This is a genomic window from Streptomyces sp. NPDC001157 (assembly GCF_053598255.1).
This window is the reverse complement of sequence record NZ_JBSFJW010000008.1, coordinates 219,317-243,522: the sequence shown is the minus strand read 5'-3', so window position 1 is coordinate 243,522 and position 24,206 is coordinate 219,317. Positions and strand designations below refer to the sequence as shown.

The window sequence follows — 24,206 nt, the reverse complement described above, 5'->3', positions numbered from 1 at the left end:
CACGTGTGGGGGCGCGCGGGAGGAACCTCGGCGTGAGCTGGGTAGCCACCTCTGGGGTCGGGTTCCGCCTTTACCCCGGCAATCCGCGCAAGCCTCGCATTTTAGGTCTGTCGGCGGGGCATTGATCTTCACGGCCGGATCTTTTCGCTTCAGGGGTTGTTCCCAGGGGGTACGCCATGGCCGCAAGGCCTCTCGTCGCACGACAGCCGAACGAACGGTTGCAGGCGCTCATCCAGGAGGCGGGGTGCTCGAACGCCGGGCTCGCCCGTCGGGTCAACATGTGCGGCGCCGAGCACGGCCTCGACCTGCGCTACGACAAGACGTCCGTGGCCCGTTGGCTGCGAGGGCAGCAGCCGCGCGGACGCGCCCCGGCGATCATCGCGGAGGCGCTGGGCCGCAAGCTCGGCCGTACGGTCACGATCGACGAGATCGGCATGGCCAACGGCAAGAACCTCGCCTCGGGTGTCGGCCTCCAGTTCTCGCCGACGGTACTGGGAGCCATCGAGCAGGTCTGCGAGCTGTGGCGCAGTGACGTGGGGCGGCGGGACTTCCTGTCCGGCTCGTCCGTCGCCGCGTCCGCGCTCGTAGAGCCGAGCCGGGACTGGCTGATCTCCTCGCCCGACTCGCAGGTGTCGCGCGCGGCGGGACCGCGGGTGGGGCAGTCCGACGTGGCAGCCGTGCGCGCCATGACGCAGGCCCTGGTGGATCTGGATCACCAGTACGGCAGCGGGCATGTGCGCCCGGTCGTCGTGCACTACCTCAACAGCGTCGTCTCGGGGCTGCTGGCGGGGTCGTACCGGGAGGCGGTCGGCCGTGACCTGTTCGCCGCGGTGGCCCGACTGACCGAGCTCGCGGGCTACATGGCGGTCGACACCGGGCAACCGGGCCTGGCCCAGCGGTACTACATCCAGGCGCTGCGGCTCGCGCAGGCCGCCGGGGACCGCGGCTACGGCGGGTATGTCCTCGCCGCCTCCATGAGCCACCTCGCCGCGCAGCTCGGAAACCCGCGGGAGATCGCACAGTTGGCCCGGGCGGCGCAGGAGGGGGCGCGGGGGCGCGTGACACCGCGCGCGGAGGCGATGTTCTACGCGGCGGAGGCGCGCGGGCACGCGCTGATGGGCGACGCGCGGGCGGCCCAGGTGGCGTCCGGGCGGGCGGTCACGGCGCTGGAGTCCGCCGATGCCTCGTCCGGGGACGACCCGGCGTGGATCGCGCACTTCGACGAGGCGTATCTGGCCGACGAGTTGGCGCACTGCCACCGGGACCTCGGGCAGGCCGAGGCGGCGGCGCGGCGCGCGCAGGAGTCGCTGGCCGGGCTCCCCGAGACCAAGGCGCGCAGGCGGGCCATCGGGTACGTGCTGCTGGCCACCGCGCAGGTGCAGCAGCGGGAGATCGAGCAGGCCTGCAACACGGGGCTGAAGGCCGTGGAACTCCTGGAGTCCCTGCGCTCCAACCGGGGCGCCGAGTACCTGGAGGACTTCCAGCAGCGTCTTGAGCCGTACCGGGACGAGCCGGTGGTGCGGGAGTTCGGGGCGCGGCTCGATCTGCAGGCCGCTGCATGAACCTGCGGGAAACAGCGGGTTGCCGTGCGGGGGCGGTCGGAATGGCTGACAGATACAGCGGTCTGTAGAGCGGTTTTGTTACTGCTGTCACAGGGAAGGAGGTTGCGTCCTGAGCTGCGTGGCACCCGGCTCGGGGGACCCGGTAGCGTGAGCCGACGATTCCGAAGGTCCCCCATTCGTAGGAGTCCCGGTGACGCAGAGTGGACAGGGCGAGGAGCCCTCGCCGCGCGAAGCGCGCGAAGGCATCGTGCTGCCCTCCGACGGCGGCGAGCCCCTGCTGCCGGGCATGCAGGGCCCACAGGCTCCGAGCGGCCCGCAGACGGGCTCGTACGGCGGTCAGCAGTCGGGCCCGTACGGCGGTCAGCAGACCGGCCCGTACGGCAGCCCGCAGGCCCCGGCCGCGGCCCCGCCCGGCGGCCAGGCCTGGGGCACGCCGTGGGGCCCCGACCAGCAGCAGGGCCCGGCCTCGCCGCCGGGTCAGGGCTGGCCGACGGCACCGGCCCAGGCATGGGGAGCACCCGACCAGCAGCAGTCGCCGCCCCCCGACCAGTGGGGTGCGCCCGCGTCCGGACCGCTGCCCCCTGAGGGCACCGCGGCCCCGTCGTACGGCGCCCAGCCCGCGCCGTCGCAGCCCCCGGCGAACGCACCCCTGCCGCCCGCCCACACCTTTGGTTACGGCGCCGCTGCCGCGCCGCTGCCTCCTGCCGTCCCCGGTGGTGCTCCGCTGCCGCCTGCTGTGGATGAGGGGGCAACCCAGTACATACCGCCCGTCCCGGCCGTATCCGACGCCGAAGGGGCGACCCAGTACATTCCGCCCGTTGCACCGGGGGCGTTGCCGCCGGAGATGGGCGGAGGTGGATCGGTCTCCGAGGCGACGCAGTTCCTTGGACATGTGCCGCATGCGGCCGGGCCCGACTCCGAGGCCACTCAGTACATACCGCCCGTGGCCGGGCAGACGCCGTACGGCATGCCGCAGGGCGGGGACCGGCAGCCGCCTGCCGAGTTCGACAACCTGTTCCGCAGTGGGCCGGGCGAGAGCCCCGCTCAGGCCACGCAGCAGATGCCGCGCTTCCAGCAGCCGCCCCCGCAGGGCGCGTACTCCCCGCAGGGCGCGTACTCCCCGCAGGGTGCGTACCCCCCGGCGGCGGACGACGGCCACGGGGGCCGCCAGGGCAGGTCGCGGGTGCCGCTCATCGCCGCGATCGGTGTCGGCATCGTCGTGCTCGGTGTCGGCGCCGGCGCGCTGCTCGGCGGCGGAGGCGGCGACAGCAAGGACAAGAACCAGCCCGTCTCCGCCACGGCCCCGGCGGCCGACGGCTCCGCCTCCTCGGCCGGGGATCCGGCGAAGCAGCAGGCCGTCGCCCTGGACAAGCTGCTCGCCGACAGCGGTGACAGCCGGGCCTCGGTGATCCAGGCGGTGGCCGCCGTGAAGGGGTGCAAGGACCTCTCTCAGGCCGCCTCCGACCTGCGCGACGCGGCCAAGCAGCGCACCGAACTGGTCACCCGGCTGTCCGGCCTGCCCGTCGACAAGCTCCCGAACCACGCCGCGCTCACCGCCTCCCTCACCAGGGCCTGGCAGGCGTCCGCCGCGGCGGACAACCACTACGCGGCCTGGGCCGACCAGGTCGGCGGCAAGAAGGGCTGCAAGAAGGGCCAGGCCCGTCCCACCGGCCAGACCGCGGCAGGCAACCGCGAGAGCGGCACCGCCAGCCAGCAGAAGGTCAAGGCGGCCCAGCTGTGGAACGCCATCGCGAAGACGTACGGCCTGACCCAGCGCCGACCGACCCAGCTGTGACGTGCACGCGCGGACGTGAGCCTCAGTTGACGTCCGCGTTCTGCAGGGTCCTGGTCACGTCCACGAACCCCCTCTTCGCCGCCACGAGTTGGCCCTGACGCACGACCTGGAGCGTCACGTCGGCATTGACCATGCGGGAGAAGCCGATGGCGGCCAGCGGGCTCTCGGAGGACCACCGCAGCGTCGGCGTCAGTCCACCCGTATCGACCTTCAGCCCGTTGTCGAGGGCCTTGCGCACCGTGTCGGAGGACACATCGCCGCCGCCCAGCGAGGCGACGACGGACCGGAACACGGTGTAGGCGATCCACGTCGTCTGCACCCCGGTGTCCGAGGCGTCGATGCGGTTGTCGCCGAAGGCCTGCTCCTGGATCACCTTCTTCATGGCGTTCCAGCGCGGGTCGCTCGACACCGGGTACCAGCCGGTGACGTACGACCCTTCGTACGGCCCCGACTGGCCGCCGGACTCGTTGATCACCGTCTGGTCGACGCTGTCGAGCGTGGTGGCGGTCCGCACCGCGGGGTGGTCCTCGCGGTCGCGCCGGAAGGAGTCCATGAAGGTGTCGGTGCGGTCCCCCAGGGCGGGGATCACGCACCCCTTCTTCGCCTGGTCGCCGGTCGTGGCCGTCAGTGCCCGCTGCGAGGGCCCCGAGTACTCGGTGGTGTCGTCCGCCGCCCGCTGGTCGATCGCGGGACGGTGCCCGCCCGTCTTCAGGCCGGAGTCGAGCACGGCGGGCAGTTCGTCGCCCGCGATGCTGTCGGGCCGTACGAGCGCCACCGGGCCGCAGTCGCCGGCGAGCTCCCTGCCGAGGCCGGCCAGCAGGGCGGGCTGGCCGCCGTTGACCGGGTAGGACATGGGGCTGGTGAACTCGGCGGTCGTGACGCCGTAGCCGCCGATGTAGGGGATTCCGGCGCCCTCCAGCTCGGGGAGGTAGGAGTCGCCGTACTGGCTGTAGGAGCCGACGACCGCGACGACGTTCTCCTTGACGGCGAGGCGGGCGCACTTCGCGGCGGCCACGCTGTCGTTGTGCTCGTTGCAGGTCAGGACCTTCAGCTTGCGGCCGTTGATGCCGCCGTGGGCGTTGATCCAGCGGGCGTAGGCCTGCGCGAAGGCGGGCATGCCGGGCTTGTTGGTCGCGTTGGTGTCCGAAGGTGCCCAGGTCATGACGGTGATCGGGGCATCCCCGGAACCCCCCGTGGTACCGGGGATGACCCCGCAACCGGCGGCGAGCGAGGCACATGCGACCAGCGCCCCCGCCGAGAGGGCGGTGGCTCTGCGAGGCCGGGTGCGTGTGGGGAGGAAGGTGCTGCGATTGCGTCGCCTGCCGGTCATGGGCACACACGCTTCCGCCACATCGCCAACCCGGGGGTGACCTTCGGTTATCGACTGGTGACGTAAAGGTGAATTACGGGGGTCGGTGGGACGCCCGAGCGGGAGAACGTACGATCGATGACCGTGCAAGGTTCGGAGAACTCTTCCCGTCGCGGCCGTCGCTCCTCCACCATGGGCGGCATGCCACTGAACGACATGCCGTGGTGGCGCTGGCGCAGCAATGTGCGCTCCGCGCTGCACATGCTCTCCGACCCGACGTTCCAGCAGAACGTCTGGCTGGCCGGCGTCGACGGATACGGGGACGTGACCGACGCCGTGTACCGCCTGGTCGAGGACACCTGGCTGGACAACTGGTCCGCCGAGAAGTACGTGGGCACGATATTCCGGGACTCCCAGGAGGCGGCTCTCGTCGACACCGCCGTGCTCCGGGTGCTGCGGATCATGCACCAGGTCGGGCCCGACGCCCCGGTCTCCGCGTACGTCCAGAACCAGGCCTGGCCGGAGGCGGTCCGAGCGGCCCGGGACGCGCACGTGCGGATGGCGACAGCCGACGGGGAGGACCCGGACGCGCCGCCGCGCACGCTTGAGGTGCTGCGGATCATGACCAGGTCCGCGTAGCGGACTCAGGTCCGGACCGGGGCTCGGTTATGGGACCCTGTCCTGCATGAACGAGCAGTCCACCCGAGCCGCGGCCCCCGACGACCAGTACGTCCTCACGCTCTCCTGCCCCGACAAGCAGGGCATCGTGCACGCCGTGTCGAGCTATCTCTTCATGACCGGCTGCAACATCGAGGACAGCCAGCAGTTCGGCGACCACGACACGGGTCTGTTCTTCATGCGCGTCCACTTCTCCGCCGAGGCTCCGGTGACGGTGGACAAGCTGCGGGCGAGCTTCACGGCGATCGGTGACTCCTTCCACATGGACTGGCAGATCAACCGGGCCGACGAGAAGATGCGCATCGTCCTCATGGTCAGCAAGTTCGGGCACTGCCTGAACGACCTGCTGTTCCGGGCGCGGATCGGGGCGCTGCCGGTGGAGATCGCGGCGGTGGTGTCCAACCACACGGAGTTCGCCGAGCTGGTCGGCTCGTACAACATTCCTTTCCACCACATTCCGGTGACGAAGGACACCAAAGCGGAGGCCGAGGCCCGGCTGCTGGAGATCGTCCGTGAGGAAGAGGTCGAGCTGGTGGTGCTCGCCCGCTATATGCAGGTCCTCTCCGACGATCTGTGCAAGCAGCTCAGCGGGCGGATCATCAATATCCACCATTCCTTCCTGCCGAGCTTCAAGGGCGCGAAGCCGTATCACCAGGCTCATGCCAGGGGTGTGAAGCTGATCGGTGCGACGGCGCACTATGTCACCGCCGATCTCGACGAGGGGCCGATCATCGAGCAGGAGGTCGAGCGGGTGGGGCATGACGTCACGCCGGATCAGCTGGTGGCGATCGGGCGGGATGTCGAGTGCCAGGCGCTGGCGCGGGCCGTGAAGTGGCATGCCGAGCGGCGCATTCTGCTCAACGGGCGTCGGACGGTTGTGTTCGCCTAGTAGCTCGGGGCTGCTGGTTGTCGGGCGGGTGCGGGTGCGTCGTGGTTTCTCGCGCCCACGCGGCGGAGCCGCATATCGATACAGCCCCGCGCCCCTAAGAACCACGCGGTGCACCCACGGCTTTTCAGGGGCGCGGGGAACTGCGCGACCAGCCCCCACCGACCCGCAGCCGCCAACGAACCGCAACCCACCCCTACATCCGGCTCAAGCTCGCCGCCGCGAACAGCACATCCTTGATGGCCTGACGGTCACCGACCTGCCCAGCCGCAGCCTCCGCCGGAGGCACATGCCCCGCTGCCAGGCGGCAGAACTCCGCGCCGTCCAGGGCCACATGGGCCACCTCGTGCGCGGCGGAGCCGACCGCCGCGGGGGAGTCGAGGGGGATCAGCCACTCGCCGCCGCCCGTCCCTTCGATCTCCAGCCGCAGGCTGCGGCCCGGCTCGCCCGCCGGGACCAGGTGCCGGTGGTGGGGAGGCGAGGCCAGCCCGGCCCGGCGCCGGGTCGCGAGTACGTCCGGCAGGACACGCGCCGCGAGGTCGATCATGCGGTGCATATGGCGTGGGGCGGGCGGCTCGTACGGGTAGTCGACGGCCTCGGCGATGTCCTCGGCGTGCACCCAGCACTCGAAGGCCCGGTCCAGCATCGCGTCCCGCAGCGGCAGCTCGAAGTCGCCGTAGGAGACGGTCGGCCGGGCGGGCCCCGAGTCATGGGCGAAGGACACCGTGCGGACGAGGTCGTGGGTCAGCTCGCGCCAGGGCGCCCGTACGGAACGGTTGGGCGGGAAGTGCGAGGCGCGCCAGTACGCCTCGGTGCGGGCCCGGGGTGTGGGGCCGTCCGCGGCGACGTCGCCCAGCGGGTCGTCCAGGCCGAGGGCGACCGCGACCAGCCCGTCGACCGACAGCAGGTGGGCGATGACCCCGGCGACCGTCGTACGACGGGTCATCGGGCCCTCGGCCTCGAACCAGCGCAGCCGCACGGGCGCGTGCCATTCGGCGTCCCCGATGTCCTGCAGCAGGGCGTCGAGCCGGGCGGCCTCCGCGTCGTACGGAGCCGCCCAGCCGGGTACCGGGATGCGGGGCGGGCGCCGGTCGAGGCAGCTGTCGAGGACGCGGGTGCGCAGGCCCGGATCCAGGTCGAGGCTCTCCGGCTGGTGCAGCAGGCCGACCGCCTCACGCAGCCGCAGCGCCTCGTCGGCGCAGGAGCCGCAGTCGCCCAGGTGCTCCTCGACGGCCGCCGTCTCGTCCGCCGAGCAGGCGGCCAGCGCCCAGGCGCCGAGGAGCGACTTCAGGACGCGGTGCTCCAGGACCAGCGGGGCGGGCCGCGGCGCCGCCGCCAGGTCCTCCAGGGCGGGCAGCGGCCGTCCGCCGTCCTCGACGGAGGCGCGGGGCATCGGTATGCGGGGCGGCTGCCCGGGGCTCTGGCCGGTGTCGTTGCCGTCGCTGTTCACGGGTCCGCCCGGGATGCCGTACCCCTCCTCCTGCTCGTCCTTGTCCTGCTCGTCCTTGTCCAGCTCGTCGGGTTGGTCGTGCCGGTCACCGAAGCCGCCCTCGCCCGCGGGGCCGCTCCTGCCGTCGGGGTCGTGCTCGCCGTCGAATCCCCCGTGCTCGAAGCGGTCCGCGCTGCCTGCGTCGTTCACACGGCACCCCCGTAACCGGGCGGTGCCCCGGGTGCGCCGGCGTCGTGGGCGGTGGCCAGGAGCTGCAGGCCCAGGCGGAGCCGGCGGCGGGCCTCGTCCTCGGTGACGCCGAGGTCGGCGGCGGTCTGGCGGTAGTCGCGGCGCTGGAAGTAGGCCAGGTCCAGGGCGGCGCGCAGCGGGGCGGGCATGGACGTGACGATGTAGTCGGCGCGGGCGGCGACCGAGGCGTGGCGCACCTTGCGCTCCAGGTCCTCGGCGGAGCCGCCGGAGCCCTGGGCCAGGGCGGCGGTCTCGGTGGCGCGCAGCCGCTGCACGGCGAGGCGGTGGGTCAGCGTGGCGACCCAGGAGCGCAGGGGGCCCTGCCTGGGGTCGTACGCCTCGGGGTGTTCCCAGACGTGGGCGAAGACCTCGCGCGTGATGCCGTCGGCCGCGCGCTCGTCCCCGAGGACGCGGTGGGCCAGGCCGTGCACGAGGGAGGCGAACCGGTCGTAGAGCTCGCCGAGGGCGGCCGCCTCACCGCGTGCGAGTCGCTGCTGCATCTTGCGGTCCCAGCGGGGCGGTGCGTCCTTCTTCGTCATACGGCCCCCTCACCCCTGCCCGTTCGTCGGCCCGGCTGCGTCCATCGTCTCCTCGAATGTAGTCGGCACCTACGACAGTGCACGTCGCTTTGTCGCAATGTGTGCAGCCTGCGTTCTGTGCCTGCCTACCCGCTCGACCTTCGATCAGACCTGATCGAACAGGATCGAAGTCGACTAAAACAAGCCTCTTTCGATCAGTTTCCGTTTCTCGCGTCGTGTTTCAGGGAACGGCCGCTGGGCAGCCGCGCTGCAAGGAAGCGAAGGGACGACTTCCGTTTGCGGGGGGTCCGGCGAGCGAAGGGCATGGTGGTGGCGTTCTATGTGACCGGCGGTGAGCAGGGCGACTGGACCGTGCTCCGTGTGTCGGGCGAGCTGGACCTGGTGACGTCGCCGGTGCTGCGTCAGCGGGTGCACGACGTGGTGGCCGACGGCCGCCACGGCCTCGTCCTCGACCTCTCCGAGGTCTTCTTCTGCGACTCCAGTGGCGTCGGCGTGCTCATCGCCGCCCGCCGCCTCATCCGCTCCTGCCAGGGCACCCTGCGCCTGATACTCCCGGCCCAGGGCGCCGTCGAGGGCTCGCACGTCAACCGGGTCCTGGGCGCCCTGGGTGTGCGCCGACTGTTCGACGTGTACGCCGACGTGGCGTCGGCGGTCGCGGAAGAGGCCGATCCGCTTTCGGCCTGACCTGGGCGAAAGCTGTGCGAGGGGGCACAGACAACCGCTGTGTGCCACACAGTTGTCCCGAAATTCCCCCGGTCTTGGCACAAGCGCCGCTTTCCCGCGCCCGGACGGTCTCCCGCGTCGTACGCTCCGACGAGATGCACCCGAGATGACGTAAGGCGGCCCGAAAGACATGGTCAGCAGCGAGTACGAGCGCCGGATCGCGGCCCGGTTCGCCACCTTCGACCAGGACGGCAACGGCTACATCGACCGCGAGGACTTCAGCTCAGCGGCCAAGGCGCTGCTCGCCGAGTTCGCCGTAGCGGCCCGCTCCGACAAGGGCCAGGCACTGTACGGCGGAGCCGAGGCGTTCTGGCAGGGCATGGCAGGGATAGCGGACCGGGACGGCGACCAGCGCATCGACCGCGAGGAGTTCGTGTACGGCGCGGTCAAGCGGCTGCGCGACAACCCCGAGCGGTTCGCCGAGATCGCCCGCCCCTTCCTGCATGCGGCCCTCGACATCGCCGACACCGACGGCGACGGGGCGGCCACCGTCGAGGACACCGCGCGCGTGCTGCGCATCCTGGGCGTGCCCGAGGACATCGCCCGGACCGCCGCCGCGGCGCTCGACACCGACGGCGACGGCAAGGTCGGCGAGGCGGAGATCGTCCCGGCGTTCGCCCGCTACTTCACCGTCCCCGAGTAGCGCTCCCGCAGCTTGTACTTGAGCACCTTCCGCAGCGTCTCGCCCCGCGGAAGGGCGTCCACCACCTCAAGCTGCTCCGGCAGCTTGTGCACCGACAGCCCTTCCGCGCGCAGGTACGAGGTGACCGCGTCCAGGGTCAACTCCCCGGCGCCTTGCGGCTGTGCCCCCATCTCGATCACTGCGCACACCCGCTCCCCGCGCTCGGCGTCGGGCAGCCCGATCACCGCGACGTCCCCGACGGCCGGGTGCGCGGCCAGCAGATCCTCGATCTCCTTCGCCGAGATGTTCTCGCCCTTGCGGATGATCACGTCCTTGAGCCGCCCGGTGAGGACCAGATGCCCGCTGTCCGTGACGAACCCCAGGTCACCGGTGCGCAGAAACCCCTCCTCGTCGAAGGCCTCCGCCGTCTGCACCGGATCCAGATACCCCTGGCACACGGCCTCCCCGCGCAGCCGCACCTCGCCGTCGACGATCCGTATCTCCATCCCCTCCGGCGGCCGCCCCTCCGTCGTCGCCAGGTTCTCCACGGTGTCGTCCGGCGCCCCCATGGTGATCATCGGCACCTCGGTCATGCCGTACCCGTGAGTGAGCTGCACCCCCATCTCCCGTACGACGGAGTGATACACCTCCGGCGGCTTCGGCGCCCCGCCGCCCGCGAGCAGCCGTAGCGAGGGAATGACCTTCCGGCCGGGCTGCTTGCGCTGCTCGGCCAGGAACATCGAGTAGAACGCCGTCGAACCGCCCGCCACCGTCACCCCGTGCCTGCGGTAGCCCTCCAGCGCCTCCGGCAGGGCGAAGTGCTCGAACATCACCGCCGGGAAGCCGTACAGGAGCAGCATCACCGTGTAGTCCGGTCCGGCGATATGGGCGTACGGGAAGGCCATGGACCCCACGTCCTCCGCCGACAGCCGCAGCGCGTGTGCGAGACACGACCCGCCCGCGATCAGCGAACGGTCCGTGTGCAGCACACCCTTGGGGTCGGAGGTCGTACCCGAGGTCCAGTAGATCCAGCGCACGGAGGTGCCGTCGGAGGGCGGCGGAGGCAGCACCCCCGGATCGCCGTCCGGCAGCACGTCGTACGCCTCGAAGACGCCCTTCGCGCCGAGCCGCCGCGCCATCCCGGTGTGGTCGAAGCCCCGCCACTCACCGGGTACGGCGAAGAACTCGGCCTTGGACTCCCGCAGCGCGAAGCCGACCTCGCGGTCCCGGTAGAACGGGATGACCGGCGTCTGTACGGCACTCAGGCGGGCCAGTGCGAAGGACAGCAGGGCGGTCTCGATCCGGGTGGGCAGCTGCCAGGCGACCACCGTGCCGGGGCGGACGCCCATGTCGTACAGGCCGGCCGCGACGCGCTCGGCACGCGCGCGCAGCTCGCCGAAGCTCAGCGAGCGGTCGTCCTGGAGGAGGACGGGCCGATCGGGGGTGAGGTCGGCGCGGCGGGCGACCAGGTCCCAGAGGGTGCGGGATGCGCTCAGTGCGTGGGCGGTGTCGGTCACGGCGGCCCCCTCGTGGAGCTGACACGGAGCTGATGCCGAACTGACGGGCAGTCAGATCGTGCGCAGAGCGTAGGGCTCGGCGCCTTGTCGGTCCAGAGGGGCGGGGCTAGCCTGCTAGGCGTATTCGTAATCTGACGACCCATCAGATACGGCTCGTGCCGGCGGAGGGGAACATGACCGAACTGCCCCGCATCATCAGCGTCGACGACCACGTGATCGAGCCCGCCCACCTCTTCGAGACCTGGCTGCCGGAGAAATACCGCGACCGGGGTCCGCAGGCCCTCACTGCCGGAATCGGCGAGCTCGCCTACATCGGCGGGAAGTACCGGATCACGATGGACCCGGAGGGCCAGCCGACCGACTGGTGGATCTACGAGGACCTGAAGTTCCCGTACAAGCGCAACATCGCCGCCGTCGGCTTCGACCGCGACGAGATGACCCTGGAGGGCATCACCAGGGAGGAGATGCGGCGCGGCTGCTGGGACCCCAAGGCCCGGCTGGAGGACATGGACCTCAACCATGTCGAGGCCAGCCTCTGCTTCCCGTCCTTCCCGCGCTTCTGCGGGCAGACCTTCGCCGAGGCGCACGACAAGGAGGTCGCGCTGGCCTGTGTGCGCGCCTACAACGACTGGATGGTCGAGGAGTGGTGCGGCGACAGCGGCGGCCGGCTCATCCCGCTCTGCCTGATCCCGCTGTGGGACGTCGACCTGGCGGTCGCGGAGATCCGGCGCAACGCCGCGCGCGGGGTGAAGGCGGTCACCTTCTCCGAGATCCCCACCTACCTCGGCCTGCCCTCCATCCACTCCGGCTACTGGGACCCCTTCTTCGCGGTCTGCCAGGAGACCGGGACGGTCGTCAACATGCACATCGGCTCCAGCTCCCAGATGCCGGCCGCCTCCCCTGATGCGCCCCCCGCCGTCCAGGCGTCACTGAGCTTCAACAACGCCATGGCCTCGATGATGGACTATCTGTTCAGCGGCGTGCTGGTGAAGTTCCCGACCCTCAAACTCGCCTACTCCGAGGGTCAGATGGGCTGGATCCCGTACGCCCTGGAACGCGCCGACGACGTCTGGGAGGAACACCGCGCCTGGGGCGGGGTGCGCGACCTGATCCCGGAGCCCCCGTCGACGTACTACTACCGGCAGATGTTCTGCTGCTTCTTCCGCGACAAGCACGGGGTCGCCTCGCTGGACGTGGTGGGCCGGGACAACGCCACCTTCGAGACCGACTACCCGCACGTCGACTCGACCTTCCCGCACACCAAGGAGGTCGCTCTCGACCATGTGAAGGGCCTCGACGACGAGACGGTCTACAAGCTGATGCGGGGCAACGCGATCCGCATGCTGGACCTGGACTTCGACAAGTAGGCCGCCCATGGACCTGTCGTACACGCCGGAAGAGGAGGAGTTCCGGGCGCGGCTGCGGGAGTGGCTCGGCAAGGTGCTGCCGACACTGCCGCCGAAGCCCTCCCCGGACGACTGGCCGGGGCGCAGGGCGTACGACCTCGGGTGGCAGCGGATGCTGTACGACGCCGGCTACGCCGACGTCCACTGGGGCGGCACACCGAGCGTTCGCCTGATCTTCCTGGAGGAGACCGAGAAGGCCGGCGCGCCCTATGTGGGCGCGAACTTCGTCGGACTGCTGCACGCCGGGCCGACGGTCGCCGCCGAGGGGACCGACGAGCAGCGGGCCCGCTGGCTTCCGCCGATCCTGCGCGGCGAGGAGGTCTGGTGCCAGGGCTTCAGCGAACCGGACGCCGGCTCCGACCTCGCGGCACTGCGCACGCGCGCGTGCAGGGACGGCGACGAGTACGTGGTGAGCGGGTCCAAGATCTGGACCTCGCACGCCGAAGTGGCCGACTGGTGCGAGCTGTTGGTCCGTACCGACCCGGCGGCCCCCAAGCATCGTGGGATCACCTGGCTGGCCATGCCCATGTCCTTGCCCGGCATCACCGTACGACCGCTGCGGACCCTTGCCGGGTCGGCCGAGTTCGCGGAGGTGTTCCTCGACGAGGTGCGGGTGCCGGTCGCGAACCGGGTCGGGGACGAGAACGACGGCTGGCGCGTGACGATGGTGACGCTGTCGTTCGAGCGCGGCACGGCGTTCGTGGGCGAGGTGGTCGCCTGTCGGCGGGTGCTGGGTGAACTCGCCGCGGAGGCGCGCAGGCGCGGCTGCTGGGACGATCCGGTGCTCCGGCGGCGCCTCGGGAGGCTGAATGCGGAGTTCCGGGGGCTGTGGCGGTTGATCCAGTGGAACGTGAGCGAGTCGGAGGCCTCCGGCGGCGTGCCCGGGGTGGGGGGGTCGGTTTTCAAACTGCGGTATTCGCATGCGCGGCAGGAGTTGTATGACGTGGCCGCTGAGGTTCTGGGAGCGGACTCCCTGGACTTGGAACGGCCCTGGGTGCTCGACCGGCTGTCGTCGCTTTCGTACACCATCGCGGCGGGGACCTCGCAGATTCAGCAGAACATCGTGGCTGAGCGGATTCTTGGGTTGCCGAAGGGGCGGTGAGGTGTGCGTTTTCAATTGACCGCGGAGCAACGGGGGTTGCAGGGTGCTGTGCGGGATGTGGTCGGCCGTCGGTTGTCTGCGGGTCCGTCGTGGCTTGTCGCGCCCCGCGGCGAAGCCGCAAATCGACACAGCTCCGCGCCCCTTCAGGGCGCTGCCGACCCCGGCACCTTTCAGCCGACGGCGGTTAATCCCCCGCCTTGTCTCGACCGTGCGTTTTGGCGGGCGCTCGGGGAGCTCGGGCTCTTCTCACTGCGCTTGTCCGAGGCCGACGGTGGGGTCGGACTCGGGCTGCCCGAAGCCGTGTTGGCGTTCGAGGAGGCCGGCCGGGCGTTGGTGCCCGGGCCCCTCGTGGCGACGCATCTCGCTGCGGGGGAGGTGCCCGGAGCTGCCACCGGGGAGACCGTCGTGGCTGCCGCCGCCGGGCGGCTCGTGGAGTGGCTGGACGAGGCCGATGTCGTGCGGCCCGGTGCCGAGGGCGCCGTACCGTTGCGGTCGGTGGACCCGTTGACGCCGCTGCACCGGGTGCCCGCACCGGCACCCCCGGATCCCGTCGCAGAACTCCTCACTGCCGCCGAGCAGCTCGGCACCGCCGTGCGCGTGTGCGAGCTGGCCGTGCAACACGCCCGGACTCGCGAGCAGTTCGGGCAGCCGATCGGGGCCTTTCAGGCCGTCAAGCATCTGTGCGCGCAGATGCTGGTGCGCGCGGAGGTGGCACGTGCCGCGGTCTACGCGGCCGCCGTCACCGCCGACCGCACCGACATCGCTGTGGCCCGGCTGCTCGCCGACGAGGCCGCCGTGCGCGGCGCCCGCGACTGCCTCCAGGTGCACGGCGGCATGGGCTTCACCTGGGACTGCGAGGTGCATCTGCATCTGAAGCGGTCATGGGTGCGGGCGCAACGTGGCGGTGGAGTCACGGAGAGTGAGGAGCGGCTTGCGGCCGATCTGGTGGCCTGAACGGCGCCGGCCTGGGATGTCGCGGAAGCCGCCCTCGCAGTTGTCGCGGATTGTGGCATACCGGAATTACGGAGCGTTGATATCGGGTTGTGTCCTATGCGTGACCCGTCACGTCCTGGAGTCGGCGTCCCGCTCCGGTACCTTCTGTGAGATGCGAGTGGGTCCGAGCATGAGCCGTACCGGTGTTGCCCCCGGGGTGATGCCGGAACTGGCCTGTTCGAGTCCCCGCAGTGAGCGTCGCACAGTATGCCGCACGGGTACTCCTTCGCGCTGGAATATGCCCGAAGCGCTTGTTGGCGTGACTGTACGTCAACCATGCTGTCTCTTAAGGGATTCACAGTCCGTGACCCTTGCTCTGGGCTCTGTACTGACTGTTGTCCTGGTCATGCAGAAAATGGCTACGATCGTGGCCCTCGTTGCGGCGCGCGCGTGGCGCGAGGTCATGTGTCCGCCGGTTCGGATGGTGTGAGCGGTGCAGGTGCTTCAGGTGCAGCTGGAAGTCCGGCCCGACCCCGCTGAGGTGGGGCGAGCCCGGAGGTGGGCGCGTTCCCGCCTCGCCGGGTCCGGGATAGAGGTCGACGAGCCGCTCGCCGAGACGTTGATCCTGCTCGTCTCCGAACTCGTCACCAACGCCGTTGTACACACCGGCTGTCCGGCCGTGCTGCGACTCTCCCTGCCAGGCGTGGCCGCCGAATCGGCAACCGTCCGCCTGGAGGTGGCCGACACCAGCGACCGGGCCCCCGTGCCCCGGTGCGCCGACGGTGACGCGACCGGCGGCCGCGGCCTCGCCCTCGTCGACGGTCTCGCCGACCGCTGGGGCTGGAGCCCCGAAGGTGCAGGCAAGCGCATCTGGTGCGAACTCGACCGCTGCGCACAGACCCGGCAGACCGCGGAGGCCTGCGTGGGCGGTGCGACGGCGTACGAGGGGCTGGCGTTCGAGGCGGTGTGACCGGCGCACGGGTGCCGAAGATCTGTCAGCTCCGGTGCACGGTCGCAGAAACCGCTCTCATGCCCTGGCCGACTGAGGCGATGCGCCGGGACGTGCTTCTGTGCGCGCCCGCGACAAATTGGGCTTAAGTAATAAATCCCCGTACGGGTGTTGACGCATCGTGTCCGTTTGATCACGCTTGTGGTCAGCGATTCGCCGTGAGGGGACGACGAGGGCTTCGGTGACGGGAGCCCTCGACGAGTGCGGATCGTGATTCGGCGTCGGCTCCCTCAGGGCCAGGAGGAGCCGGGGCGGGTGCGCCGAGTCGGTCGGCGGCGCGTGGTGCCGTGCTCGGGGCGGGAGCACCGCGCCGCCGGTCGACGAACCTCACAGGATGGCGACGGGGGCCACCGGAGTCCCCGTCGCGCCGACGAAGGGCTCGGGCATCGCCGACAGCAGGAACGCATACCGGCCCGATTCTCCACAGGCTGTGGACAACTCTTCGAGATTCCAGTTCTGGCCCTGCAGCATCCCCATCTCCACCAGGTCGAGCGCGTGCACGGGCAGCCACAGGTCCTCGATCTCCGGCGGAAAGATCTCGAACGTGAGGGTGTCGTTCGCGACGGCGGCGACATCGCGCGCATGGAACCACTCCGGGGTACGGATCGACAGGCCCGGGGAGGGGTAGCCGTACGCGTGCTTGTCGCCCGCGAGACAGACCTGGATCTGTCCGGTCCGTACGAGCACGACGTCGCCGGCACGCACGCGCGTACCGGCCATGTCCTCGGCGGCCTCCAGGTCCTCGGGGGTGACCGCGTGCCCGCCCTCCAGCCGGTCGACGCCACGCGCGCGTGCCACGTCCAGCAGCACCCCACGTGAGACGAGGTGCCGCGCCTTGTCGATGCCGCTGAACTCGGCGCCGCCGTGCGGGGTGATGGTGCCGGCGGGGCGGCCGTTGTAGAGCCGGCCCGAGTGCGAGACATGGGGCAGCGCGTCCCAGTGGGTGGCGGCCTGCAGCCCCATGGTCACGGCGTCGTCGCTGCACGCCACCGACCCCGGGCCGAACAGCTCCTGGTTGATCTGGACCATCGCGTGCAGCGGATTGACCCGCCCCGGGATCATCCCGGTCTGCACGCCGTCCTGCTGCAGGGGCAGCGCGAGGGGGATGCGGCGGCCCGTGCGGACGGTCGCGGCGGCCTCGCGGACGACCTCGTCGGTGATCAGGTTGAGGGTGCCGATCTCGTCGTCGGCGCCCCAACGGCCCCAGTTGTTCACGCGCCCCGCGATCTCGTCGAACTCGGCAGGCATCGACATCGGCTCTCCCCGGGGCTTGTCTCCAGGTATCTGACGGGTCATAAAATCTAACGGTCCGTCAGAAACCGCGGGAAGGGGCCGGACGTGGGGAACTTCTTGGCAGGCAAGGTCGTCGCCGTGACGGGCGCCGGACGGGGCATCGGCCGTGCGGTGGCGCTGGCCGCGGCGGCCGAGGGGGCGAAGGTCGTCGTCAACGACTACGGGGTCGCCGTCGACGGGGCTTCGCCCACCAGCGAGGTCGCCGAGGGTGTCGTCAAGGAGATCGAGGCGGCGGGCGGGGACGCCGTCGCGGTGGCCGACGACGTGTCCACGATGGCCGGCGGGCAGCGGGTGGTCGACGTCGCTCTCTCGTCGTACGGGCGGCTCGACGGTGTGGTGTGCGTGGCCGGGATCCTGCGGGAACGGATGCTTTTCAACATGTCCGAGGAGGAGTGGGACCCGGTGGTCGCCACTCACCTGAAGGGCACGTTCACTGTGTTTCGGGCGGCTTCCGCGGTGATGCGGCAGCAGCGGGCGGGGACGTTGATCGGGTTCACCAGCGGGAACCATCAGGGGTCGGTTTCGCAGGCCAATTACAGCGCCGCGAAGGGCGGGATCATCTCGCTGGTGCGGAGCGCCGCGCTGGGCCTGCACAAGTACGGCGTGAGTGCCAATGCGGTGGCGCCCGTTGCCCGTACGCGGATGTCGGCGAACGTTCCTGTGGAGCTGACGGAGATCGGGGAGCCGGAGGATGTGGCTGCCCTGGTGGTGTATCTGCTGTCCGATCGGGCGAAGGAGCAGGGGATCACCGGGCAGGTGTACACGATCGCCGGGCCGAAGTTGGCGGTTTGGGCTCAGCCGCGGGAGCTTCGCTCGGCGTATGCCGAGGGTTCTTGGACGCCTGAGCGGGTTGCGGAGGTTTTGCCGGGGGCGGTGGGGGTGGATCCGATGCCGATGCTTGAGCGGTTGGCGGCGATGGAGGAGGCCGCTGCCAGGGGTGATCGGCCGAACGCCTAATCGCCTCGGGGCGTCCGCTTTGTTTGGCGAGTGCGGGCTCGTTGTGGCTGGTCGCGCAGTTCCCCGCGCCCCTGAAAGCCGTTGCCGTGATCGGCGTTGAGAGGAGATCCGGTGGACTTCGGGTTTGCCGCTGAGGATGAGGCGTTTCGGGCCGAGGCTCGGGCGTGGCTCTGCGAGCACGCCGACGCCGGGCAGGACCGGCGGGTCTGGGAGCGCAATCTCGGGAAAGCCGGTTGGATCGGGCTCGGGTGGTCGGAAGCCGGGTACGGCAATCGGACTGCCACGCTCACCCAACAGGTCGTCTGGGCCGAGGAGTACGCCCGCTCTGGGGCTCCGCCGCGGTCGGGGCACATCGGGGAGAAGCTGCTTGCGCCCACTCTGCTCGCCCATGGAACACCGGATCAGAAGAGCCGGTTCCTTCCCCCTGTCGCGGCCGGTGACGAGCTGTGGTGTCAGGGGTACAGCGAACCCGGTGCGGGATCGGATCTCGCCGGGGTCCGGACCGCGGCCGTCCGTGAAGGGGCGGGCTATCGGATCACCGGGCAGAAGATCTGGACCTCGCTGGCGCACGAGGCCGACTGGTGCTTTGTGCTGGCGCGGACCGAACCCGGGTCCCGTCGGCACCATGGACTGACCTTCCTCCTCGTCCCCATGGACCAGCCGGGGCGGATCGAGGTGCGGCCCATTCGGCAGCTGACCGGGACCAGCGATTTCAACGAGGTCTTCTTCGACGGGGCACACGCGCGCGTGGAGCACGTCGTCGGGGGTGAAGGCGGCGGCTGGAAGGTCGCGATGAGTCTGCTCGGGTTCGAGCGGGGGGTTTCCACGCTGGCCCAGCAGATCGGGTTCGCACAGGAGTTGGGGCGGGTGGTGCGGGCCGCCGTGGAGACGGGGGCGGTCGCCGATCCCGTCGTACGGGAACGGTTGGTGCGGCAGTGGGCCGAGCTGCGGGCCATGCGGTGGAACGCTCTGCGGACGCTGGGGGGCGGCGGGGACGCGGGGGCGTCCAGCGTGGCCAAGTTGTTGTGGGGCGGCTGGCATCAGCGGCTCGGGGAGCTGGCGGTGCAGGTGCGCGGGGCCGCGGCGGGGGTCGGGCCGGTGGACTGGTCGCCGACGGCGCCGTACGAACTCGACTCGTTGCAGCATCTGTTCCTGTTCTCCCGGGCCGACACGATCTACGGCGGTTCGGACCAGGTCCAGCGCACGATCATCGCCGAGCGTGTGCTCGGCCTGCCCAGGGAGCCCAAGGGGGTCTTCTGATGCGCGGTGTGGTGTTCGACGGCAAGCAGGTCGAGGTCGTGGCCGACCTGGAGGTGCGGGAGCCGGGGCCGGGGGAGGTACAGGTCGCCATCTCGGCAGCCGGGTTGTGCCACAGCGATCTGTCCGTGGTGGACGGGACCATACCTTTCCCCGTTCCTGTGGTGCTGGGGCATGAAGGGGCGGGGGTGGTGGAGGCCGTCGGCGCCGGGGTCACGCATGTGAGGGTGGGTGATCATGTCGCGCTCTCCACGCTGGCCAACTGCGGTACGTGCGCGGAGTGCGACCGGGGGCGGCCGACGATGTGCCGACAGGCGATCGGGCGGCCCGGGCGGCCGTTCGTGCAAGGCGGACGGCCGGTGTACCAGTTCGCCTCCAACTCGGCGTTCGCGGAGCGGACCGTGGTGAAGGCGGTGCAGGCGGTCCGGATTCCCGAGGACCTTCCGCTGCCGGCCGCCGCGTTGATCGGGTGCGGGGTGCTGACCGGGGTGGGCGCCGTGCTCAACCGGGCGAGGGTCGACCGCGGGGACAGCGTGCTGGTCATCGGCACCGGCGGCATCGGGCTCAATGTCATCCAGGGCGCGCGGATCGCGGGTGCCCTGCGGATCGTCGCCGTCGACGCGAACCCGGCGAAGGAGGCGGTGGCCCGGCAGTTCGGGGCGACGCACTTCCTGACGTCGACGGACGGGGTGAAGGAGATCCTGCCCACCGGGGCCGACCACGCCTTCGAGTGCGTCGGGCGGGTGGAACTGATCCGGCAGGCGATCGACCTGCTCGACCGGCACGGCCAGGCGGTGCTGCTGGGTGTGCCCGTGGCGACCGCGGAGGCGTCCTTCCTCGTTTCCTCCATGTACCTCGACAAGTCCATCCTGGGCTGCCGGTACGGCTCTTCGCGGCCGCAGCGGGACATCGCGCTCTACGCCGACCTGTACCGCGAAGGGCGGCTGCTGCTGGACGAGCTGGTGACCGAGACGTACCCGATCGAGGACTTCGAGAAGGCGAAGGCGGATGCGGAGGCGGGGCGGGTGGCCAGGGGGGTGCTCACCTTCTAGGTGCTCACCTTCTGGTTCTGGCTGCTCCCCTTCTGGTTCCGGGTGCTCACCTCCGGGTTTTGGCTGCTCACCTTCTCGCCGGTCAGCGCCCCGGCGCGGAAGGCACGGCGATACGCGGTGGGCGTGACTCCGAGGACCGTCTGCAGGTGCTGCCGCATCGACTGTGCCGTGCCGAAGCCCGCGTCCTGTGCCACCTGGTCGACGGACAGGTCGGTCGACTCCAGCAGGTGTCGTGCCCGCTCCACGCGCTGCTGGGTGAGCCACTGGCCGGGGCTGACGCCGACCTCCTCGCGGAAGCGGCGGGTGAAGGTGCGTACCGACATGGACTCCTGCGCGGCCATGTCGCGGAGCTGGATCGGCTCGTGGAGGCGGCCCAGGGCCCAGGCGCGGGCTCCTCGTGTGGTCGCCAACTGGGGCTCGGGGACCGGGCGTTGGATGTACTGCGCCTGGCCGCCGTCGCGGTGCGGCGGTACGACCGTGCGGCGGGCGATGTCGTTGGCGACGGCGGTGCCGTGGTCGCGGCGCACCATGTGCAGGCACAGGTCGATCCCGGCCGCGACGCCGGCCGAGGTCAGGACGTCGCCGTCGTCGATGAACAGGACGTTCGGGTCGACGTCGATCTTCGGGAAGAGGCGTTGCAGCTGGTCGGTCTCCGCCCAGTGGGTGGTCGCGGGGCGGCCGTCGAGATAGCCGGCCGCGGCGAGCACGAACACACCGGTGCAGATGGAGGCGAGCCGGGTGCCGGGCCGGATGTGGGCGAGAGCGGCGGCCAGCTCCTCGGTGAGGACGCCCTCCTCGAAGACCGGACCGAGTTGGTACGACGCCGGGACGACGACCGTGTCGGCGGTGGCCAGGGCCTCCGGACCGTTCTCGACCTGGACGGCGAAGTCGGCGTCGGTGAGCACTGGGCCCGGTGGCCGGATCGAGCAGGTCACGACCTCGTACAGATGGCGTCCACGGGCGTCCCTGGGGCGCCCGAAGATGCGGTGCGGGATGCCCAGCTCGAAGGGGAGCAGGCCGTCCAGGGCGAGGACGACCACGCGGTGCGGGCGGAACTCCGGGTCGGTCGGCTCACTGCTCATGGCCCGATCCTAGCGAATGCTGTCCTTCGGGCCAGTGGATGCGCTCGGTTCCGGACTGGATGCTCTATGTCGTGACCCAGACAACCGAATCCGCAGCAGTCGAAACGGACCCCGAGTCCGGGCGCTCCCCTCGCACCCGTATCCACCGGGCGTGGTTCGTCGCCGCCGTCACCTTCGTGACGATCATCGGCGCGGCCGCCTTCCGCTCGCTCCCCGGCCTGCTCATCGACCCGCTGCACCAGGAGTTCGGCTGGTCGCGCGGCACGATCGGGGCCGCGGTCTCGGTCAACCTCGCGCTGTACGGCCTCACCGCCCCGTTCGCGGCGGCGCTGATGGACCGCTTCGGTATCCGCAAGGTCGTGGCGGTGGCGCTGACCGTGATAGCGCTCGGCTCGGGCCTGACGGTGTGGATGACCGCCGCCTGGCAGCTGCTGCTGTGCTGGGGCCTGCTGGTCGGACTGGGCTCCGGCTCGATGGCCCTCGCCTTCGCCGCGACGGTCACCAACCGCTGGTTCACCGAGCGCCGGGGCCTGGTCACCGGCATCCTCACCGCCGCTTCGGCCTCCGGCCAGCTGATCTTCCTGCCGCTGCTGTCCTGGATCGTCGAGAAGCACGACTGGCGTCCGGCGGCCGTCACGGTGGCCCTCGCCGCCCTCGCGGTCGTCCCCTTCGTCTGGCTGCTGCTGCGCGACCACCCGGCGGACGTGGGCCTGAAGCCGTACGGCGCCCCGAAGTTCGTGCCGAAGCCGGAGCCCGCGGTCGGGGCCGCCCGCCGCGCGGTCAAGGTCCTCTTCTCGGCATCCCGCACCGGCACCTTCTGGCTGCTGGCCGGTACCTTCGCGATCTGCGGCGCCTCCACCAACGGCCTGATCCAGACCCACTTCGTGCCCGCCGCCCACGACCACGGTATGCCCGTCACGGCGGCGGCCTCGCTGCTCGCGGTCATCGGCGTCTTCGACGTGGTCGGCACGATCGCCTCCGGCTGGTTCACGGACCGCTTCGAACCGCGCCGACTGCTGGCGGTCTACTACGCCCTGCGCGGCGTCTCCCTCCTCTTCCTCCCCATGCTGCTCGCCCCCTCGGTCCACCCCCCGATGCTCTTCTTCATCGTCTTCTACGGCCTCGACTGGGTCGCCACCGTCCCACCGACGGTCGCCCTGTGCCGGGAGCAGTACGGCGACGACAGCGCGATCGTCTTCGGCTGGGTCCTCGCCTCCCACCAGGTCGGCGCCGCGCTCGTGGCCTTCCTCGGGGGCGTCGCGCGAGACGTATTCGGCTCGTACGACATGGTCTGGTACGCGTCCGGGGCGCTGTGCGCGGTGGCGGCGTTGATGGCGTTGGTGATCCGGCGGAGGCCGGTCGTCCCCGTGGCGGTTTCAGCTTGAGTGCCGTGCCTCAGCTCGCGCGGTCGAGGGGCTCGAATCCGACGTGGAGACGCATGCCGAGAGCGACGGCGAGTCGTTCGAGCAGAGGCAAAGTGGGCATGGTCCCGCCTGCCTCGAACCGTGCCACGGCCGGCTGCCGCATACCTGTGGCCTGCGCGAGCTGGGCCTGTGTCATACCCAGCGCCTCGCGCCGCTCGCGTACGGCGTGGCCCAGCTCGAAGCGGATCCGCGCGGCGTCGTACGCCTCCCGGGCTTCTGATGAGGCGAGGGCGTCGTCTCGCAGCTCGTTCCAGCTCCAGCGCTCACTCATGTCCTACACCTCGTCCACTGCGTGCTGTTCCTCGATGCAGCGCGCCATTGCCCGCCGGGCGCGGTCGACCTGCGCGCTCTCGCGCATCCGCTGCTTGCGGAACACCGTCAGCAAGATGATCCGTCGGCCCGATGCGATCCAGTAGGTGATGCGCACCGAGTCGGTATCGAGGTGGATGCGCAGCTTCCCGTCCAGCTGCCGCTAGTACGGTTCGCCGAGCAGCGGACCGCGGGCGGCCAGCAGATCCACATAGAACGCGGCTGTACCGCGGTGGCCGGCGGTCAATGCGAGAAACCACTGCGCCACTTCCGGCTCCAGCTCTACTTCACCCCACGTCATAACAGCGACGTTATGAACACCCTAGCCGGTGTGGCCGTAGATCACTCGGGGTGCACCCAATCGAGTGACGCGGGCGAAGGTGCGCGCCTGGGGCGGCGTACGGCGTCACGTCAGTGCGGCGGTCGGCCGTCGTCTCAAGAGCCGTCGAGCCGACCGAACCGCCCCCGATGGAAGATCAATGGCCCGTCGGGGGCCTCGCCCGTGCCCAGAGCGTCCACCCGGCCGACCACGATGAGGTGGTCGCCGCCGGTGTGTACGGCGTGGATCGTGCAGTCGATCCAGGCGGCGGCTCCTGTGAGGCGTGGAGAGCCGGACGCCGGCGCCGCGTCGTACGCCACCCCCGCGAACTTGTCCGCGCCGCTCACCGCGAAGCCGCGGCACAACTCGCCCTGGTGGGCGCCCAGGACGTTCACGCAGAAGGCGCCCGCGCGGGCGATGCGCGGCCAGGTCGTCGACGTACGGCCGACCATGAAGGCGACCAGCGGCGGGTCGAGGGAGAGGGAGGAGAAGGACTGGCAGGCGAAGCCGGCGGGAGTGGACTCGCCGTCGGTGGCGGGGGCGGTGATGACGGTGACGCCCGTCGCGAAGCTGCCGAGGACGCGCCGGAACTCGGCCTGGTCGACGGGGGCGCGCTCGTCCTCACCGACGCACCGCAGCTCCGGGCGCGGCAGCGCTTCTACGGGGGCCGCGGTGCCGGCCGACCTGAGGTAGCGGACGGCGGCGGCGGCCGCCCCTGCGTGTCCCATCACCCCTCCATTGAAGCTGACGGTTC

At 70.8% G+C, this 24,206-nt stretch carries 24 protein-coding genes; 14 read left to right on the top strand and 10 right to left on the bottom strand.

Annotated elements, in window-relative coordinates:
- The first annotated feature begins 176 nt into the window (after positions 1–176).
- The gene (locus ACWDAG_RS17855) at positions 177–1,562 is read left to right on the top strand and encodes a transcriptional regulator (RefSeq protein WP_450696524.1); all 1,386 of its coding nucleotides are present in this window, start codon (positions 177–179) and stop codon (positions 1,560–1,562) included.
- A gap of 190 nt (positions 1,563–1,752) precedes the next feature.
- Entirely contained in the window at positions 1,753–3,357 is a 1,605-nt protein-coding gene (locus ACWDAG_RS17850; protein WP_450696523.1) for a hypothetical protein, read from the top strand.
- A 22-nt stretch (positions 3,358–3,379) separates the two neighbouring features.
- Here ACWDAG_RS17850 and ACWDAG_RS17845 read toward each other — a convergent pair whose 3' ends face one another.
- Complete coding sequence (locus ACWDAG_RS17845) at positions 3,380–4,687, bottom strand: ABC transporter substrate-binding protein (protein ID WP_450696522.1); 1,308 nt, start codon at positions 4,685–4,687, stop codon at positions 3,380–3,382.
- Between the two features lie 117 nt (positions 4,688–4,804).
- Here ACWDAG_RS17845 and ACWDAG_RS17840 point away from each other — a divergent pair, with 117 nt between their 5' ends.
- Both ACWDAG_RS17840 and purU read left to right on the top strand, forming a co-directional pair.
- Entirely contained in the window at positions 4,805–5,305 is a 501-nt protein-coding gene (locus tag ACWDAG_RS17840) for an SCO4402 family protein (protein WP_450696521.1), read from the top strand.
- Positions 5,306–5,351: 46 nt separating this feature from the next.
- Positions 5,352–6,233 (top strand): formyltetrahydrofolate deformylase, encoded by an 882-nt coding sequence (gene purU / locus ACWDAG_RS17835; protein WP_450696520.1) that lies wholly within the window; start codon positions 5,352–5,354, stop codon positions 6,231–6,233.
- Positions 6,234–6,426: 193 nt separating this feature from the next.
- Here the strand turns inward: purU and ACWDAG_RS17830 are convergent, their stop codons facing one another.
- Both ACWDAG_RS17830 and ACWDAG_RS17825 read right to left on the bottom strand, forming a co-directional pair.
- The gene (locus tag ACWDAG_RS17830; protein WP_450696618.1) at positions 6,427–7,743 is read right to left on the bottom strand and encodes a maleylpyruvate isomerase N-terminal domain-containing protein; all 1,317 of its coding nucleotides are present in this window, start codon (positions 7,741–7,743) and stop codon (positions 6,427–6,429) included.
- A 122-nt stretch (positions 7,744–7,865) separates the two neighbouring features.
- Positions 7,866–8,447: a sigma-70 family RNA polymerase sigma factor gene (locus ACWDAG_RS17825; RefSeq protein WP_450696519.1), complete on the bottom strand. Its 582-nt coding sequence runs from the start codon at positions 8,445–8,447 to the stop codon at positions 7,866–7,868.
- A gap of 303 nt (positions 8,448–8,750) precedes the next feature.
- Between ACWDAG_RS17825 and ACWDAG_RS17820 the strand changes: the two genes are divergently transcribed.
- Complete coding sequence (locus ACWDAG_RS17820) at positions 8,751–9,131, top strand: STAS domain-containing protein (protein ID WP_030940995.1); 381 nt, start codon at positions 8,751–8,753, stop codon at positions 9,129–9,131.
- Between the two features lie 169 nt (positions 9,132–9,300).
- Positions 9,301–9,813 (top strand): EF-hand domain-containing protein, encoded by a 513-nt coding sequence (locus ACWDAG_RS17815; protein ID WP_450696518.1) that lies wholly within the window; start codon positions 9,301–9,303, stop codon positions 9,811–9,813.
- On the opposite strand, the gene ACWDAG_RS17810 is transcribed toward ACWDAG_RS17815, so the two are convergent.
- Positions 9,792–11,309 carry a class I adenylate-forming enzyme family protein gene (locus tag ACWDAG_RS17810; protein WP_450696517.1) on the bottom strand — a complete coding sequence of 506 codons (1,518 nt, stop codon included), beginning with the start codon at positions 11,307–11,309 and terminating at the stop codon, positions 9,792–9,794. The two genes, ACWDAG_RS17815 and ACWDAG_RS17810, sit on opposite strands and share 22 nt — an antisense overlap.
- Positions 11,310–11,482: 173 nt before the next feature.
- On the opposite strand from ACWDAG_RS17810, the gene ACWDAG_RS17805 reads away from it, so the two are divergent.
- The 4 genes from ACWDAG_RS17805 to ACWDAG_RS17790 all read left to right on the top strand — a co-directional run bounded on the left by ACWDAG_RS17805 (position 11,483) and on the right by ACWDAG_RS17790 (position 15,720).
- On the top strand, positions 11,483–12,676 hold the full coding sequence (locus tag ACWDAG_RS17805; protein ID WP_450696516.1) for an amidohydrolase family protein: 1,194 nt from the start codon (positions 11,483–11,485) through the stop codon (positions 12,674–12,676).
- 7 nt (positions 12,677–12,683) lie between these two features.
- Positions 12,684–13,817: an acyl-CoA dehydrogenase family protein gene (locus ACWDAG_RS17800; RefSeq protein WP_450696515.1), complete on the top strand. Its 1,134-nt coding sequence runs from the start codon at positions 12,684–12,686 to the stop codon at positions 13,815–13,817.
- Positions 13,818–13,820: 3 nt separating this feature from the next.
- On the top strand, positions 13,821–14,771 hold the full coding sequence (locus ACWDAG_RS17795) for an acyl-CoA dehydrogenase family protein (RefSeq protein ID WP_450696514.1): 951 nt from the start codon (positions 13,821–13,823) through the stop codon (positions 14,769–14,771).
- A gap of 487 nt (positions 14,772–15,258) precedes the next feature.
- Complete coding sequence (locus ACWDAG_RS17790) at positions 15,259–15,720, top strand: ATP-binding protein (RefSeq protein WP_450696617.1); 462 nt, start codon at positions 15,259–15,261, stop codon at positions 15,718–15,720.
- A gap of 366 nt (positions 15,721–16,086) precedes the next feature.
- Here the strand turns inward: ACWDAG_RS17790 and ACWDAG_RS17785 are convergent, their stop codons facing one another.
- The gene (locus ACWDAG_RS17785) at positions 16,087–17,013 is read right to left on the bottom strand and encodes a cyclase family protein (protein WP_450696513.1); all 927 of its coding nucleotides are present in this window, start codon (positions 17,011–17,013) and stop codon (positions 16,087–16,089) included.
- Between the two features lie 84 nt (positions 17,014–17,097).
- Between ACWDAG_RS17785 and ACWDAG_RS17780 the strand changes: the two genes are divergently transcribed.
- From ACWDAG_RS17780 to ACWDAG_RS17770, 3 genes are all read left to right on the top strand, one after another.
- Positions 17,098–18,009, top strand: a complete 912-nt coding sequence (locus ACWDAG_RS17780; RefSeq protein ID WP_450696512.1) for an SDR family oxidoreductase — start codon at positions 17,098–17,100, stop codon at positions 18,007–18,009.
- A gap of 111 nt (positions 18,010–18,120) precedes the next feature.
- Positions 18,121–19,269, top strand: a complete 1,149-nt coding sequence (locus tag ACWDAG_RS17775; RefSeq protein WP_450696511.1) for an acyl-CoA dehydrogenase family protein — start codon at positions 18,121–18,123, stop codon at positions 19,267–19,269.
- A complete protein-coding gene (locus ACWDAG_RS17770; RefSeq protein ID WP_450696510.1) occupies positions 19,269–20,318 on the top strand; it encodes a Zn-dependent alcohol dehydrogenase in 1,050 nt (349 codons plus the stop codon). The genes ACWDAG_RS17775 and ACWDAG_RS17770 overlap by 1 nt, the downstream gene beginning before the upstream one ends.
- Here ACWDAG_RS17770 and ACWDAG_RS17765 read toward each other — a convergent pair.
- A complete protein-coding gene (locus ACWDAG_RS17765) occupies positions 20,315–21,400 on the bottom strand; it encodes a GlxA family transcriptional regulator (RefSeq protein WP_450696509.1) in 1,086 nt (361 codons plus the stop codon). The genes ACWDAG_RS17770 and ACWDAG_RS17765 overlap by 4 nt on opposite strands.
- Positions 21,401–21,459: 59 nt before the next feature.
- Between ACWDAG_RS17765 and ACWDAG_RS17760 the strand changes: the two genes are divergently transcribed.
- Positions 21,460–22,785, top strand: coding sequence for an MFS transporter (locus tag ACWDAG_RS17760; RefSeq protein WP_450696616.1), 1,326 nt, complete (start codon positions 21,460–21,462; stop codon positions 22,783–22,785).
- A 10-nt stretch (positions 22,786–22,795) separates the two neighbouring features.
- Here ACWDAG_RS17760 and ACWDAG_RS17755 read toward each other — a convergent pair whose 3' ends face one another.
- The 4 genes from ACWDAG_RS17755 to ACWDAG_RS17740 all read right to left on the bottom strand — a co-directional run bounded on the left by ACWDAG_RS17755 (position 22,796) and on the right by ACWDAG_RS17740 (position 24,180).
- Positions 22,796–23,095 (bottom strand): helix-turn-helix domain-containing protein, encoded by a 300-nt coding sequence (locus ACWDAG_RS17755; RefSeq protein WP_450696508.1) that lies wholly within the window; start codon positions 23,093–23,095, stop codon positions 22,796–22,798.
- A 3-nt stretch (positions 23,096–23,098) separates the two neighbouring features.
- Positions 23,099–23,251, bottom strand: a complete 153-nt coding sequence (locus ACWDAG_RS17750; protein WP_450696507.1) for a DNA-binding protein — start codon at positions 23,249–23,251, stop codon at positions 23,099–23,101.
- 45 nt (positions 23,252–23,296) lie between these two features.
- Entirely contained in the window at positions 23,297–23,434 is a 138-nt protein-coding gene (locus ACWDAG_RS17745; RefSeq protein ID WP_450696506.1) for a hypothetical protein, read from the bottom strand.
- A gap of 134 nt (positions 23,435–23,568) precedes the next feature.
- Positions 23,569–24,180 (bottom strand): flavin reductase family protein, encoded by a 612-nt coding sequence (locus ACWDAG_RS17740; RefSeq protein WP_450696505.1) that lies wholly within the window; start codon positions 24,178–24,180, stop codon positions 23,569–23,571.
- Positions 24,181–24,206 lie beyond the last annotated feature (26 nt).